11 protein-coding genes and 2 pseudogenes are annotated in these 14,198 nt (G+C 65.0%); all 13 read left to right on the top strand.

All coding sequences use genetic code 11. The features are described 5' to 3' along the window. Window positions 1-15 precede the first annotated feature (15 nt). Window positions 16-957 carry an ABC transporter substrate-binding protein gene (locus CFB47_RS35060; RefSeq protein WP_089463969.1) on the top strand — a complete coding sequence of 314 codons (942 nt, stop codon included), beginning with the start codon at window positions 16-18 and terminating at the stop codon, window positions 955-957. Between the two features lie 118 nt (window positions 958-1,075). Further along, window positions 1,076-3,553, top strand: coding sequence for a TonB-dependent siderophore receptor (locus tag CFB47_RS35055; protein WP_089463968.1), 2,478 nt, complete (start codon window positions 1,076-1,078; stop codon window positions 3,551-3,553). A 151-nt stretch (window positions 3,554-3,704) separates the two neighbouring features. Continuing rightward, the gene (locus CFB47_RS35050; protein WP_089464306.1) at window positions 3,705-4,706 is read left to right on the top strand and encodes an LLM class flavin-dependent oxidoreductase; all 1,002 of its coding nucleotides are present in this window, start codon (window positions 3,705-3,707) and stop codon (window positions 4,704-4,706) included. 43 nt (window positions 4,707-4,749) lie between these two features. Next, entirely contained in the window at window positions 4,750-6,072 is a 1,323-nt protein-coding gene (locus CFB47_RS35045; protein ID WP_089463967.1) for an LLM class flavin-dependent oxidoreductase, read from the top strand. Next, entirely contained in the window at window positions 6,072-7,883 is a 1,812-nt protein-coding gene (locus CFB47_RS42085; protein ID WP_089463966.1) for an amino acid ABC transporter permease/ATP-binding protein, read from the top strand. Before CFB47_RS35045 ends, CFB47_RS42085 begins: the two co-directional genes overlap by 1 nt. Window positions 7,884-7,961: 78 nt before the next feature. Then, a complete protein-coding gene (locus CFB47_RS35035; protein ID WP_373453170.1) occupies window positions 7,962-9,011 on the top strand; it encodes an LLM class flavin-dependent oxidoreductase in 1,050 nt (349 codons plus the stop codon). A 162-nt stretch (window positions 9,012-9,173) separates the two neighbouring features. Beyond that, window positions 9,174-9,863, top strand: coding sequence for an energy transducer TonB (locus CFB47_RS35030; RefSeq protein ID WP_089463965.1), 690 nt, complete (start codon window positions 9,174-9,176; stop codon window positions 9,861-9,863). Window positions 9,864-9,931: 68 nt separating this feature from the next. Beyond that, entirely contained in the window at window positions 9,932-10,870 is a 939-nt protein-coding gene (locus tag CFB47_RS35025) for a MotA/TolQ/ExbB proton channel family protein (protein ID WP_089463964.1), read from the top strand. Between the two features lie 12 nt (window positions 10,871-10,882). Continuing rightward, window positions 10,883-11,314, top strand: coding sequence for a biopolymer transporter ExbD (locus CFB47_RS35020; RefSeq protein WP_089459359.1), 432 nt, complete (start codon window positions 10,883-10,885; stop codon window positions 11,312-11,314). Window positions 11,315-11,317: 3 nt separating this feature from the next. Next, window positions 11,318-11,749 (top strand): biopolymer transporter ExbD, encoded by a 432-nt coding sequence (locus tag CFB47_RS35015; protein ID WP_089463963.1) that lies wholly within the window; start codon window positions 11,318-11,320, stop codon window positions 11,747-11,749. 162 nt (window positions 11,750-11,911) lie between these two features. Continuing rightward, window positions 11,912-13,255: an LLM class flavin-dependent oxidoreductase gene (locus tag CFB47_RS35010; protein WP_089464304.1), complete on the top strand. Its 1,344-nt coding sequence runs from the start codon at window positions 11,912-11,914 to the stop codon at window positions 13,253-13,255. Window positions 13,256-13,461: 206 nt separating this feature from the next. Continuing rightward, a pseudogene (locus tag CFB47_RS35005) lies at window positions 13,462-13,830 on the top strand (methyl-accepting chemotaxis protein); the annotation flags it as partial. 48 nt (window positions 13,831-13,878) lie between these two features. Beyond that, a pseudogene (locus CFB47_RS35000) lies at window positions 13,879-14,136 on the top strand (ammonia channel protein); the annotation flags it as partial. Between the last annotated feature and the right edge of the window lie 62 nt (window positions 14,137-14,198).

Here is a 14,198-nt window from a genome sequence, read left to right as displayed (position 1 = left end):
ACGGGATATCGAAACATGAATCGTCGTCGCGGAATCAGGCTGGCAGTGTCCGGCGCGCTTGCCCTCGTCGTCATGGGCGTGGCCGGCCTCGCACAGTCGGCGTCATCGTTGAATCTGAGCCCCGATCAGCAAGATCGCCCGCGCGGCACGCCGGATGCCGCGGCCATCAAGCTGATTCCGGAGAACTTCCGCTTCGTCGAGAAGGGCGTGCTGACGGTCGGGATCTCGGTGAGCGTTCCGCCGATCAGTGTGTATGCCACGGATGCGAAAACGATCGTCGGGGCCGATCCGGATCTCGCACAACTGGTGGCGGACGAACTCGGCCTGAAGCTCAAGCTCGTGCCGCTTGCATGGGCGGACTGGCCGCTCGCCGTCGCGTCGGGGAAAGTCGACGCGGTACTGTCGAACGTGACCGTGACCGAGGCGCGCAAGCAGAAGTTCGACTTCTCGACCTATCGCCGCGACGTGCTCGGCTTCTACGTCGAGCAGAACAGCGCGATCAAGCAGATTCGCGAGCCGAAGGATATTGCCGGACTGCGGGTCATCGGTGACTCGGGCACCAACCAGGAAAAAATCCTGTTGGCATGGGACAAGGAAAACGTCGCGCACGGGCTGAAGCCGATTCACGTGCTGTATTACGAGGATCCATCCGTGCGCACGCTGGCGCTGGCATCGGGGCGCGCCGACGCGATTTTCAGCGTCAATGCGGTGCTGGCTTACCAGGTGAGCCAGGGGGCGAAGATCAGGCAGGTCGGCGCGGTAAGCGGCGGGTGGCCTCGCACGGCAGAGCTCGCTGTCACGACTCGCAAGGACGGCGGGCTAGCGGCGCCCATTACCTATGCGATCAACGACCTCATTCAGAACGGCAAATACCGCCAGGTATTGAGCCGCTGGAATCTCGACAGCGAGGCGATCACCAAGGCCTCGACCAATCCGCCGGGGCTTCCCGATCTCTGATTCGGTCTTGAGCGGATGAAGCAGGACCGCCACCCGGAATGGCGTTTCGTAAATAGTATGTACTACTACTGAAAGGCAGCTCGCTACGTGCCTTCAATCGACAAGGGGCAGAGAAATCATGCGGCACAAACGGGGCGAAGGCGTTTCGCCGAAGACGCGCAGGACAGTGATATCGGTGGCGGTGGCGGCTGGCGTTTTTCATGGCGCGGCCTGGGCGCAGGAAGCGGGAGCGGGGGACGCAGCGGCAGCGGTCGCGACACCGGCGAGTAGCGCGGTCGCACCGGCATCGTCGGCTTCGGCCGCACCGGACGGCAAGGTACAGGTTCAGGATCGCGTCGTGATTACCGGTTCGCGCACCGAGACGCGCGCGAGCAAGAGCCTGACGCCGATCGACGTGATCGGCGGCGATCAGTTGCGCGCGACGGGGCAGACCAACCTGCGCGATGCGCTGGTGAAACTGTCGCCGTCGATCACGCGGACCTCGAACTCCGGCGATACCGGCGTATTGACCGACACGCTGTCGCTGCATGGCCTGACGCCCGACCACGTGCTCGTGCTGGTGAATGGCAAGCGCCGCCACACGACGGCCAACATCACGCTCGACCCAGGCCTGAACCAGGGCTCGACCGGCGTGGATATCGATACCATTCCGGTGGGCCTGATCGACCATATCGAAGTGCTGCGTGACGGTGCCTCCGCGCAGTACGGTTCCGATGCGATCGCAGGCGTGATCAACATCATCCTGAAGCGCAACACGCACGGCGGCGAACTCGCGACGACCAACGGACAGACGTATTCGGGCGACGGCTTCAAGACCAGCGAATCCGCGACGATCGGCCTGAACATCGCCGACAAGGGCTTCCTCGATCTGAGCGCCGGATTCGACCGGCAGAACCACACGATCCGCACGGGTCCCGACGACTATTTCGGGCGGTTTCCGCAGGGGCAGGGCTATTACAACCCGATCCTCGGCGACCCGTCCAGCTCGCGCGAGACGGTCGGCTTCAACGCCGGCTACTACCTCGGCGACGACGTCGAGCTCTACGGGTTCGGCACCTACGCGCACCGGAACGGGGATGCGTACCAGAACTATCGTCCACCGTCGGTCCTGCCGCAGGTCTACCCGAACGGGTTCGTGCCGGTCGAAACGATCAACGAGAACGATTACTCGGTGACGGCCGGAGTCAAGGGCAAGAACCTGTTCGGCTGGGCATGGGATCTGAGCACGACCTATGGCGGCGACTACAGCGTGTTCGGGATGCGCAATTCCGCCAACACGGGGTTGTACGCGGCAACGGGATCAACGCCGACCACCTTCCATCTGTCGACCGTCAGCAACACCCAGTTGACGAACAACCTCGACTTGTCGCGGGCATTCAACGTCCCGCTGCTGCCCGCACCGCTGAATGTCGCCGTGGGCGTCGAGCAGCGTCGCGAAACCTATACGATCCGCAATGGCGAGCAGGCATCGTGGATCGACGGCGGGTCGGCTGCGTTGCCGGGGCTCGCGCCGGTCAGCGCAAGCGACATCTCGCGCAACGTGATCGGCACGTACGTCGATCTGTCGACCTACCTGACGCCGAAGTGGCAGGTGAATCTTGCCGGGCGCTACGAGCACTACAACGACGTCGGCGACACGACCAACGGCAAGATCGCGACCCGTTACCAGTTCTCGCCGGCCATCGCGGTTCGCGGCAGCGTGAGTTCGGGCTTTCGTGCGCCGTCGCTGGCCCAGGAGTCCTATACCAGCGTGACCACGTCGCCGGCCTCGGTGGGCGGCATCCTGGCAACGACATCGCCCGGCGCGCGCCTGATCGGCGCGCAGGCGCTGAAGCCCGAGCAGTCGACCAGCTACAACTTCGGATTGGTGCTCAATCCCGTTCGCAACCTGCAGCTGACGATCGATGCGTACCAGATCAATATCCGTAACCGGATCGTTCTTGGCGGAACCGCGTCGGGTGCCGCGGCCATCGCCGCGCTCGAGGGGGCGGGCCTGAGCGTGCCGGGCTCGGTGCCGGCATCGGCGGTCAGCGCAAGTTACTTCACCAATGGCGCCAACACCCGCACGCGCGGGATCGACCTGGCCGGCACCTATCACACCGGGTTCGGTCGCTACGGCCAGGTGGACTGGGATTTCGGCGTGAACCTGAATACGACGTCGGTCACGCACGTGGCGAACGGATCGAACGGGAAGCCGTCGCTGAACGGACAGCAGATCGCGTCGCTGTCCACGACGACACCGAAGAACAAGATCATCATCGGCGGCACCTGGCGTCTCGACAAGTGGGCGGTCACGCTGCATGAAACGCGCTACGGGAAGACCTCGGGCGAGGGGACGTACTTCGTCGGTCCGAACGCGTTCTCGACGTCGCAGTTCGTTCACTACGAGGAAGCTGCCCGGTACGTGACCGACCTGGAAGTGCGCTATGACGTGACCAAGCAGTTTCAGATCGCGGCGGGCGCGCAAAACCTGTTCGACGTTCGTCCGAGCAAGCTGCCTTTCGAGACGCAACTGGAAGGTATTCAGTACAGCGGCGGCAGCACGATCGGCGTCAACGGCGGATTTTATTATCTGCGCGCGCGCTATCTGTTCTGATCGAACGACCATATCCATAGCAGAATTGACCGTAACGGGGCGTTGATCCGTTATCCATAATGACTGGTCTGCCCGGTGTTTTCCGCTGTATCGGCACCCGCCGGACGCCGCTTCGTTCCGGCGGGCCGGCCGTTCTAAAAGGTTGAGCTTCATGTCTTATTCCCTTTCGATTCTCGACAAAAGCCCGATTGCAGAAGGGGCGAGCGCGCACGATGCACTGAATTTCACGATCGCGCTCGCGAAGCGTGCCGAAGCGCTCGGCTACAAGCGCTACTGGATCGCGGAACACCACGGCGCGCCCGGGCTCGCGAGCTCGGCACCGGAAATCGTCGTGTCGCATTTGCTCGCGCACACATCCCGAATTCGCGTCGGATCGGGCGGCGTGATGCTTCAACATTACAGCCCTTACAAGGTCGCCGAATCGTTTCGCGTGCTGGCGTCCATCGCGCCGGGCCGCGTCGACCTCGGCGTGGGCAAGGCCCCCGGCGGGCTGCCGCTCTCCACGCGCGCATTGCAGTGGTTTCACGACAAGTCGAAGAAGCCGGATTTCGCCGGACAACTCGCCGAGCTCGATGCATTTCTCGGCGACGGCGTCGCGCCGGATCATCCGCTGGCCGGCGCGCTCGCGCTGCCTTCTCCTGCGGAGCCGCCGCAGCGGATCCTGCTGGGCGGCAGCCCGGAAAGCGCCGAACTGGCTGCGCGGCATGGGTGGCAGTTCTGCTACGCGGGCCATTTCAACGGCGACGTTGCCAATATCGAGCGGTCGATCGACGTCTATCGCGACGCGACGGGCCGCGTGCCGCTGCTCGCGCTGTTCGCGGTCGCCGCGGGGTCGTCCGAAGACGCGAAACGTCAGGTCGGCGCACTGAGGATCTTCAAGCTGCGTTTCGGAGACAGGCAGAGCGTCAACCTGCCAAGCGCGGAGGCGGCGGCCGACTTCGCGCGCCAGATCGGCGTGACGGACTACCGGATCGACGAACTGCATCCGCAGGTGCTGGCCGGTACCGCGCAAGAGGTGCACCGGGAGCTGGATGCGCTGCACGAGCGTTTCGGGATCGACGAGTTCGTGATCGACAACCCGGTGACGGACCCGGCGAAACGTCTCGCCTCGGTCGAGGCGCTGGCACGCGTCGAGCAGCCGATCGTCGTTTGACTGCGATTCACGCCTTTTCCATTCTTCGCATGCGGATCTGAACATGACCCAACGTAACCTGACATTCGGACTGATCCTTCACGGCGCCGGCGGCCACATGAATTCGTGGAAGCATCCGGCCGGCCCGGCGGACGCAAGCGTCAATATCGATTTCGTCACCGGCATCGCGCAGAAGGCCGAAGCGAACGGCGTGGCCTTCGTGTTCGTCGCGGACGGCCTCTACATCAACGAGAAGTCGATCCCGCATTTCCTGAACCGCTTCGAGCCGATCTCGATCCTGTCCGCGCTTGCGACGGCGACATCGAGGATCGGGCTCGCCGGCACGCTGTCCACGTCGTACAGCCATCCGTTCACGGTGGCCCGCCAGTTCGCGTCGCTCGACCTGATCAGCGGCGGGCGTGCCGGATGGAACGTCGTGACGTCGCCGCTCGAGGGTTCGGCGAAGAACTACGGCGGCGAACATCCGGATCATGCGCTGCGTTACGAGATCGCCGACGAATATCTGGAAACGGTGCAAGGCTTGTGGGACAGCTGGGACGACGACGCGTTCGTGCGAGACCGCACGAGCGGCCGCTTCTTCGACCGTGACAAACTGCACACGCTGAACCACAAGGGCCGTTTTTTCGAGGTCGCCGGGCCGCTCAACATCCAGCGCTCGCCGCAGGGGCAACCGGTGATTTTCCAGGCCGGCTCGTCGGATGCGGGCATCGAGCTGGCCGGCAAGTATGCCGATGCGGTGTTCACGCACGCGCCGTCGCTGGACGAGACGCGCGCATTTGCCGAGCGCGTGCGCGACAGCGCGGTGGCGCACGGCCGCGCGCGCACCGACGTGAAGATCTTCCCCGGCATCGGGCCGATCGTCGGCGCGACGCGCGAGGAAGCCGACGCGAAATACCGCACGATTCGCGACCTGCTGACGATCGACGAGGCGCTGGCCTACCTCGGCCGCTTTTTCGAGCATCACGACTTTTCGCAGTATCCGCTCGATGCGCCGTTCCCCGAGCTGGGCGAACTCGGCAGGAACAGTTTCCGCTCCACGACCGATCGCATCAAGGAAGAGGCCAGGAAAAACGGCTCGACGCTCAGGGAAGTCGCGCTTGAAGTCGCCACGCCGAAACCGGGGTTCATCGGCACCGGAGAGGACGTCGCGGACGAACTGATCCGCTGGTTCGATGCAGGCGCGGCTGACGGCTTCATCCTCGGCTTCCAGGTGCAGAAGGAAGGGCTCGATGATTTCGTCCGTTACGTGATTCCCGCACTCGAAGCGCGAGGCCGCTACGACCGCGCGTTACCGGGTGCCACGCTGCGCGACCATCTCGGCTTGCCGCGCCGCGCAAGCCGCTACGCAACCGCAGAGACCGCGTGATGAACGACCTCTCCCGGCTTGCCGGCCGCGCACCGTTCGTGCCCGACACCGCGGCGCCGGCGGGCCTTGACTACGCGGATTACCGCGTCGTTCCCGCCCGCTATCCGGCGAGAACGGCCGGCACCGTCGCGGCGATCGTGCTGATCGCGGCCGTCCTCTATTCGGTGCTCGGCAATCCGCGCTGGGGCTGGAACGTCTTTGCCCACTGGTTTTTCTCGGAAGCCGTGCTCGCGGGTCTCGGGCAGACGCTGCTGTTGACGGCGCTCGGTGCGGTGCTCGGCTTCGCGCTGGCCATTCCGCTCGCGCTCGCGCGGCTCTCGCGTTCGCCGCTGCTGTCGTCGTGCTCATGGGCGTACATCTGGCTGTTTCGCTCGATTCCAACCATCGTCCTGCTGCTGTTGCTGAACAATCTCGGCTATCTGTACGACACGGTCAGGCTGGGTATCCCGTTCACGGACATCGTGTTCCTGCGTGGCCCGACCACGGATCTGATCACGCCGTTCATGGCGGCCGTTCTCGGGCTCACGCTGACGCAGGCCGCGTTTGCGGCAGAGGCGATCCGCGGCGGCATCCTGTCGGTCGATCACGGGCAACGCGAAGCCGCGGCCGCGCTCGGGCTGCCGCGCGCGCGACAGACCTGGCGCATCGTATTGCCTCAGGCGATGCGCGCGATCCTGCCTGCCGCGTTCAACGACGTGATCGGCCTCGCGAAGGGCACCGCAGTCGTCTATATCCTCGCGATGCCGGATCTGTTCTACACGGTGCAGATCATTTACCACCGCAATCTGGAAGTGATCCCGATGCTGATGGTCGCGACCGTCTGGTATCTGGTGATCCTGACCGTGCTGTCGGCGATCCAGGTGCATATCGAGCGCCACTATGCGCGCGGTGCGACGCGCGATGCGGTCGCCGTGCCGGGCCTCTTCGCAGTCCTGCACAAAATCCGTCTTGCGTTCGAGGCATCGCCGTTCCGTCGCTCGGTGGCGGACACGCGGCCTGACGCTGCTGCCGCGCCGAGTGCGGAAACTGCCGGCTGGGCGAAGCAGCGCGTCGGCGCGGCCGTCGGCATTCATCGCGTATCGAAGAGCTTCGGGTCGTTGAATGTGCTCGACAACGTATCGCTGGCGATCCCGTCCGGGAGCGTGACGGTCGTGCTCGGGCAGTCGGGATCCGGCAAGTCGACGCTGTTGCGCACCATCAACCATCTGGAGCGCGTGGACGAGGGCTTCATCGACATCGACGGCGAACTGGTCGGTTATCGCCGCGACGGGCGCACGCTGTACGAGCTCAAGGAAAAGGACATCCTGCGCCGCCGCGCCGAAGTCGGCATGGTGTTCCAGAGTTTCAACCTGTTCCCGCATCTGACCGTGCTCGAGAACATCGTCGAGGCGCCGGTCGCGGCCGGCCTGCCGCGTGCCGAGGCGGAAGCGGAAGCACGCGCGCTGCTCGCCCGGGTGGGCCTGGCCGGCAAGGCCGACGCGTGGCCGCGCCAGTTGTCCGGCGGGCAGCAGCAGCGCGTCGCGATCGCGCGCGCGCTTGCGCTGAAGCCCAAGGTGTTGCTGTTCGACGAGCCGACTTCCGCGCTTGATCCCGAACTCGTGAACGAAGTGCTCGACGTGATTCGTCAGCTTGCCCGTTCCGGGACCACGCTGATCATCGTGACGCACGAAATCGGTTTCGCGCGGGAAGTGGCGGACACGATCGTTTTCATGGACGGCGGGCGCGTCGTGGAGTCGGGGCCGCCGTCGGCGGTGCTGGCGGCCCCGACGCATCCGCGCACGCGCGAGTTCCTGTCGAAGGTGTTGTCGTAGCGGGGCCGCGCATGGCCGCATGATCCGCCGGCGTATCGCACGGGCGACAGGGGCCGCGACCACCGCAAATGACGAAGGATGAAAAAGGTGAGCAACGTACGCATTGATCATATTGCGTTCCTGACGCCGGGCAATTATCCCGGCGAGGACGCGCGTGCGGGATTCGAGCGGACGCTCGAACTGTTCCGCGTGGGCGAGGCGCTGGGTTACGACAGCGCGTGGGTTCGGCAGCGCCATCTCGAGCGCGCCGTATCGTCGGCTGCCACGTTTCTCGCGGCGGCGAGCCAGCGGACGACCCGGATCGGGCTCGGCGCGGCGGTGATCCAGATGGGCTACGAGAATCCGTTTCGGCTGGCCGAGGATCTCGCGACCGTGGACGTGTTGTCGCACGGCCGGCTCAATGTCGGGCTCAGCGCGGGCGCGCCGAATCACGGCGCGCTGCTCGGCGAGCGCCTGTTCGATACCGATCCGGATCTGGTCGATTTCTCGCATGCGCGTGTGGCGCGCCTGCGCCGCAATCTCGCCGGCGATTGGCTCGGCGACGACGACACGTTCGTGGAGTCGGCCGCGGGCAGGGTGCGGCCGCGCGTGAGCCCTTATGCGCCCGGATTGACGGGCCGGCTCTGGTATGGAGGCGGTTCGAGGCGTTCGATCGAGTGGGCTGCCAAAAACGGCTTCAACCTGCTGATCGGCAATCTGACGACGGGCGAGGGGACGGACAGTTACGTCGATGCTCAACTCCGCCAACTCGAGCTGTATCGCGCGTATTGGAGCGAGTCCGTCGCTCCACGTATTGCGCTGGGGCGCGTGATCGTGCCGACCGACGGTGCGAATGCACGCGAGCGTGAACGCTATCGCGCATTCGCCGAAGGCCGCCATGCGCGCACGCTAGCGCCGCAGGGTGAGCGGCGCACGCTGTTCGCGCCGGATCTCGTCGGTACGTCGGACGAGATCGTCGAGCGGTTGCTTGCCGACCCGGTGGTCGGACAGGTGCATGAGTTGCGCCTCGAATTGCCTTACGACCTGCCGTTCGAGAATTACCGCCAGATCCTGGAGGACTTCATCACGCATATCGCCCCGGCACTCGGCTGGCAGCCGGTTGGCGGGAGAGCGTCCGCGGCGGCCTGAGGTGATCGACATGACCTTCCATCGAATGCAGCCCGTGATCGAAGCCGGCGATGCGCCGGATGCGGCCGGGCACGCCGTGCGAGCGCGGCGCTTACGCACGCCCCGTGACGCACGGCGAGCGGGCGGTGACGCACCTTCGACCTCGTTGCAACTGGACCGAACATGACAACCGCTTCTCAATCGCAGCTCGCGACAATCGGCCGCCCGCGCCGCTTCGGCAACAAGCAGACTCATCCCGTACGCCGCTTCGGCGGCATCGCGATTGCGATCGTCCTGCATCTCGTGCTGGTCTGGGCGCTCGTGAACGGGCTCGCCACCCGGGTCGTCGAGATCGTCCAGCAACCGATCGAAACGCGAATCATCGTGCCGGTGAAGCCGCCTCCGCCACCGCCGCCGCCGAAGCCGGTCGAGAAGGTCGTGTCGAAGCCGCGGGTGGCCCCGCCGCCGCCGCCGTTCGTGCCGCCGCCGGAAGTGCGCGTGCAGGCGCCGCCGCAGCCGACCATCACGCACCAGGACGTGCCGGCGCCGAGCGCCCCCGTACACGAGGCGCCGCCCGCGCCGGTGCCGGTCGCAAAGCCGGTGAACCGCGAGATCGGCGTGGTCTGCCCGAATTCGGACGAAGTCCGGTCTTCGATCGTCTACCCGTCGGAGGCGCAGGACAACAACATCACGGGCGATGTCACGGTCGAATTCACGGTGGACCCGGACGGCCGCGTCACGAACCTGCGGGTCGCGCAGCCGGCCGACCCGGTGCTCAATCGTGCGGCGCTCAACGCGGTCAAGCGGTTTCACTGCATTGCGCAGGGGGAGCCCGTACGCGTACGCGTCCCGTTTTCGTTCAACCTGAATTGATGCAGGCAACGGCAAGCCGTTCGACCTGACCGTTTTTCGAATCGACACATGACGTATACGGAGTCCTTATGAACCAACGCTTTCGCGCCGCGGTCGCGGCAAGTCTGATGATCACGGCCGGCATCGGCGGCACGCTGGTCGCACCGCAAGCCGTGCTTGCACAGCAAACGGCGGCATCCGCGCCGAGCCAGGTGGCCTCCGGCGGGGCGCCGACCTCCGCCGCGCCGGCTACCGCAACTGCGGCCGATCATGCGGTGCCGCCGCCCGAGCCCGCGACGTCGGCAACCGTCGAGAATCCGTACGGCCTGGGGGCGCTGTGGGCAAACGGAGATTTTGTCGCCCGCTTCGTGCTCGGGCTGCTCGTGGTCATGTCGCTCGGCAGCTGGTACATCATGATCACCAAGTTTGTCGAGCAGGCGCGCGCGAACGGCCGCGCGAAATCCGCCGACGAGCAGGTCTGGAATGCGCCGACGCTGGCCGAGGGCGCCGCCCAGCTCGACGATGCGTCGCCGTTCCGCTTCATCGCCGAGAATGCGATCGAAGCGGGCGAACACCACGACACCGCGCTGCTCGATTCGGTCGACCGCAATACCTGGATCGACCTGAACATCGAGCGTTCGATCACCAGCGTATCGAACCGGCTGCAGGACGGCCTGGCCTTCCTGGGCACGGTCGGTTCCACCGCGCCGTTCGTCGGCCTGTTCGGCACCGTGTGGGGCATTTATCACGCGCTGACCGCCATCGGCATCGCGGGCCAGGCGTCGATCGACAAGGTCGCCGGCCCGGTCGGCGAGGCGCTGATCATGACGGCGATCGGCCTCGCCGTCGCCGTGCCGGCCGTGCTCGGCTACAACTTCCTCGTGCGCCGCAACAAGTCCGTGATGGAGCGCGTGCGCGATTTCGGCGCGCAGCTGCACACGGTATTGCTCGCGGGCGGCAGGCGCGCAGCGGGCGGCGTCCCGACGCCGGCGGCACAGGCGCCGCAGGCGCTGGCTGTTCAGTCGTAAGCGGGGCGCGCCATGGCAATCAGTGTCGGCAGTGACGACAACGACGAGGTCATCTCGGCGATCAACACGACACCGCTGGTGGACGTGATGTTGGTGTTGCTGATCATCTTCCTGATCACGATCCCGGTGGTGACCCATACGATCCCGGTGCAATTGCCGGCGGAGCGCGTCCAGCCGCTGCAGACGCAGCCGAAAAGCGTCGAGATCGCGGTGAATCGGGAGGGCGACGTTTTCTGGGGCACGGAACATGTCGACTTGCCGACGCTGGTGGCCCGGCTGAAAGACGTCTCGGCGCAGGCGCCGCAGCCCGACGTGCACGTGCGCGGCGATCAGGCCACGCCGTATCAGTACATCGGCAAGGTGGTGACCGCGTGCGAGCGAGCCGGAATTGGCAAGGTCGCCTTCATTACGCAACCGCCCGCACGGGGCAGCCAGGGAGTTTGAACGATGAGCAGGAATGCAGGTGCCCGCGCGGGCAGGGACGACCCCGACGTGATGGTGGACATCAACACCACGCCGCTGATCGACGTGATGCTCGTGTTGCTGATCATGTTGATCATCACGATCCCGATCCAGATGCATTCGGTGAAGATGAACTTGCCGGTGGGGAATCCGCCGGTTCCGCCGCATCCGCCTCAGGTGGTGCAGATCGATGTCGGCGCCGACGGATCGGTCAACTGGAACGGCGTGGCGGTTCGCGGCGGAGCAGGGCTGGATGCGAAGTTCCGCGCAGTCGCGGCCGAAGCCGACCAGGACGAAATCCGCTTGCGCCCGGACAAGGCGGCGCCGTACCGCGCCGTTGCCGAAGTGCTCGCCTCGGCTCAACGCGAAGGGGCGACGAAAATCGGGTTGATCGGCAGCGAACAGTTCACGCAATGAATGGCGCGGCAGGTTCGTCGAGCGCCCGCGCGTCGGCGCGGGGTGGCAGGGCGCCGATCGTCGGGCCGGCAATGCGTGCCGTGCCGCCGCACCGATGAAGGCGACGCCGACATCGAAAGCTCGAGTAACTTGAACGTCAGTACAACCAATGAAAATGACATCATGAGCGAAGCGCAAACAGAGCGGGCCAACGGTCGGTCCACCCGGATTCACCTTGGCGCGACGATCCACGGCCCCGGTGGACATTACGCCGGATGGCGCCATCCCGACGCCGTGATCGACGCGAGCATCAATCCGGATTTTGCGAAGCGCGTGGCCCGCCAGGCCGAGGCGGCGAAGTTCGACTTCGTGTTCGTCGCGGACGGGCTGCACATCAACGCGAAATCGATCCCGCACTTCCTGAATCGTTTCGAACCGCTCACGCTGCTGTCGGCACTGTCGGCCGTCACCGAGCGGGTGGGGCTGGTGGGAACGCTGTCGACGTCGTACAGCGAGCCGTTCACGGTTGCCCGACAGTTCGCGAGCCTCGATCACCTGAGCCGCGGGCGAGCGGGCTGGAACGTCGTGACGTCGCCGCTTGAAGGCTCCGCACGGAATTTCTCACGCACCGAGCATCCGGAACATGATGAGCGTTACCGGATCGCCGACGAATATCTCGAGGTGACGAAGGGGCTCTGGGATTCATGGGAGGAAGACGCTTTCGTGCGCGACCGCGCGAGCGGGGTGTTCTTCGATCCGGCCAAGCTCCATACGCTCGATCACAAGGGCAAGTATTTCTCGGTCGAGGGGCCGCTGAACGTGGGGCGTACGCCCCAGGCTCGCCCGATCCTGTTTCAGGCCGGTGCGTCCGAAGCCGGCAAGCAGCTCGCGGCTGCGCATGCGGACGCGGTTTTCACCCATCACGATACGCTCGCTCAAGCGCGCGAGTTCTATGCGGATCTCAAGCAGCAGCTGATCGAGCAGGGGCGTCAACCCGACGATCTGAAGATTTTTCAGGGGATCGGCGTGATCGTCGGGCGGACAGCCGAGGACGCGGAGCAGCAATACCAGGAGAGCCTGAAACTGATCACGATCGGCAGCGCGCTCGACCATCTGGGGCGCTTTTTCGAACATCACGATTTCGGCCAGTATGCGCTGGACGAGCCGTTTCCCGAGTTGGGCGAACTCGGCAGCAACAGTTTTCGCAGTGGGACTGACGAGATCAAGCGCAATGCGCGCGCGCGGGGACTGACGTTGCGCCAGGTCGCGCTCGAAGCAGCTGCACCGCGGCCGCGTTTCATCGGTACACCCGAGCATATTGCGGACGGCTTGCAGGAATGGTTCGAAGCCGCCGCCGCGGACGGTTTCATCGTCGGCGGCGGTACGCCACGGGCATTCACCGACTTCGTCGAGCAGGTCGTGCCGATCCTTCGGGAGAGAGGCCTGTTTCGTAGCGAGTACGAAGGCACGACCTTGCGTGACCATCTGGGCGTGCGCCATCCGAGAAATCGCTATTCCGCTGCATGATTCGGCGCAAACGCGATTCGGTGGCGGGCATGGTCAAGTGCCCGCCCGGCGCGCAATGTGGCAGCGGCACGCAGTCCATTCAAGCTGCCGTCCCAGGATCTCGTTGACGATAAGCTTCATTGAATTCCGCCGCCCCCCTGCTTAGCCTTTGCGTTTCTGCACTAGAAACTTGGCCAATTTTCACTAACGTTGCCAGCACGTTGCGCGTTCGCAGTCTGGCCCAGCGCAGCGCGCAGGCTGCGCGCGAAGTGAAGCAGCTGGTGGAGGAAGCGGTGTCCGGCGTGGAAGCGGCGTTGGTGCAGCAGGCCGGTGAGACGATGGGAAAAATTGTTGCATACGCTGCCGACGTCCGGTCCGTCGTCTCGGGCATTGCGCGTTCGGCGACCGAGCAGACACACGGTATCCAGGAGGTTAATCGAGCACTCATGCAGCTCGACGAAATGGTCCAGGAGAACGTGGCGCTGGTGGAGGAATTGGCGGCTGCATCTGCCGCTTTGCAGACACAGGCAGATGCGCTGGCGCCGAACATTGGCAGATTCACAATAGACCGAGCATTCTTCCAAAATCACCTTTGAGGCGCCCGATGGTCCTAAACGGTCGGGTAAAAAGTGCCATTACATTGTTCATCGGTATTCGCGTCGCCGTCGCTAGGCGGAACCGGGATCTACGACTACGTCGCGAACAAGGTCGGGGACTACCACATCGGTGAACAACTGATTGCACAGTGCTGGGGCGTCGGGACGTCGCTCGTTTGGTCCGCGGTCGTGTCGGTGGTCGCATTCAAGCTCGTCGATATGACGATAGGTTTGCGAGTCGACGGCGAGGGTGAGCGCGAGGGGCTCGATGTCAGTTCGCACGGGGAGACTGCATACCATTCGTGACGATCAGCGTAGTCGCAAACGCGCCAGGCCGTTGCCGCCGATATCGGAATGCCGGGGAGCCA

Origin of the sequence: Burkholderia sp. AU27893, assembly GCF_002223205.1 — a bacterium.
Classification (GTDB): domain Bacteria; phylum Pseudomonadota; class Gammaproteobacteria; order Burkholderiales; family Burkholderiaceae; genus Burkholderia.
Note: the sequence above shows the minus strand (reverse complement) of the source record. Positions and strands in the feature narration are given on the sequence as shown.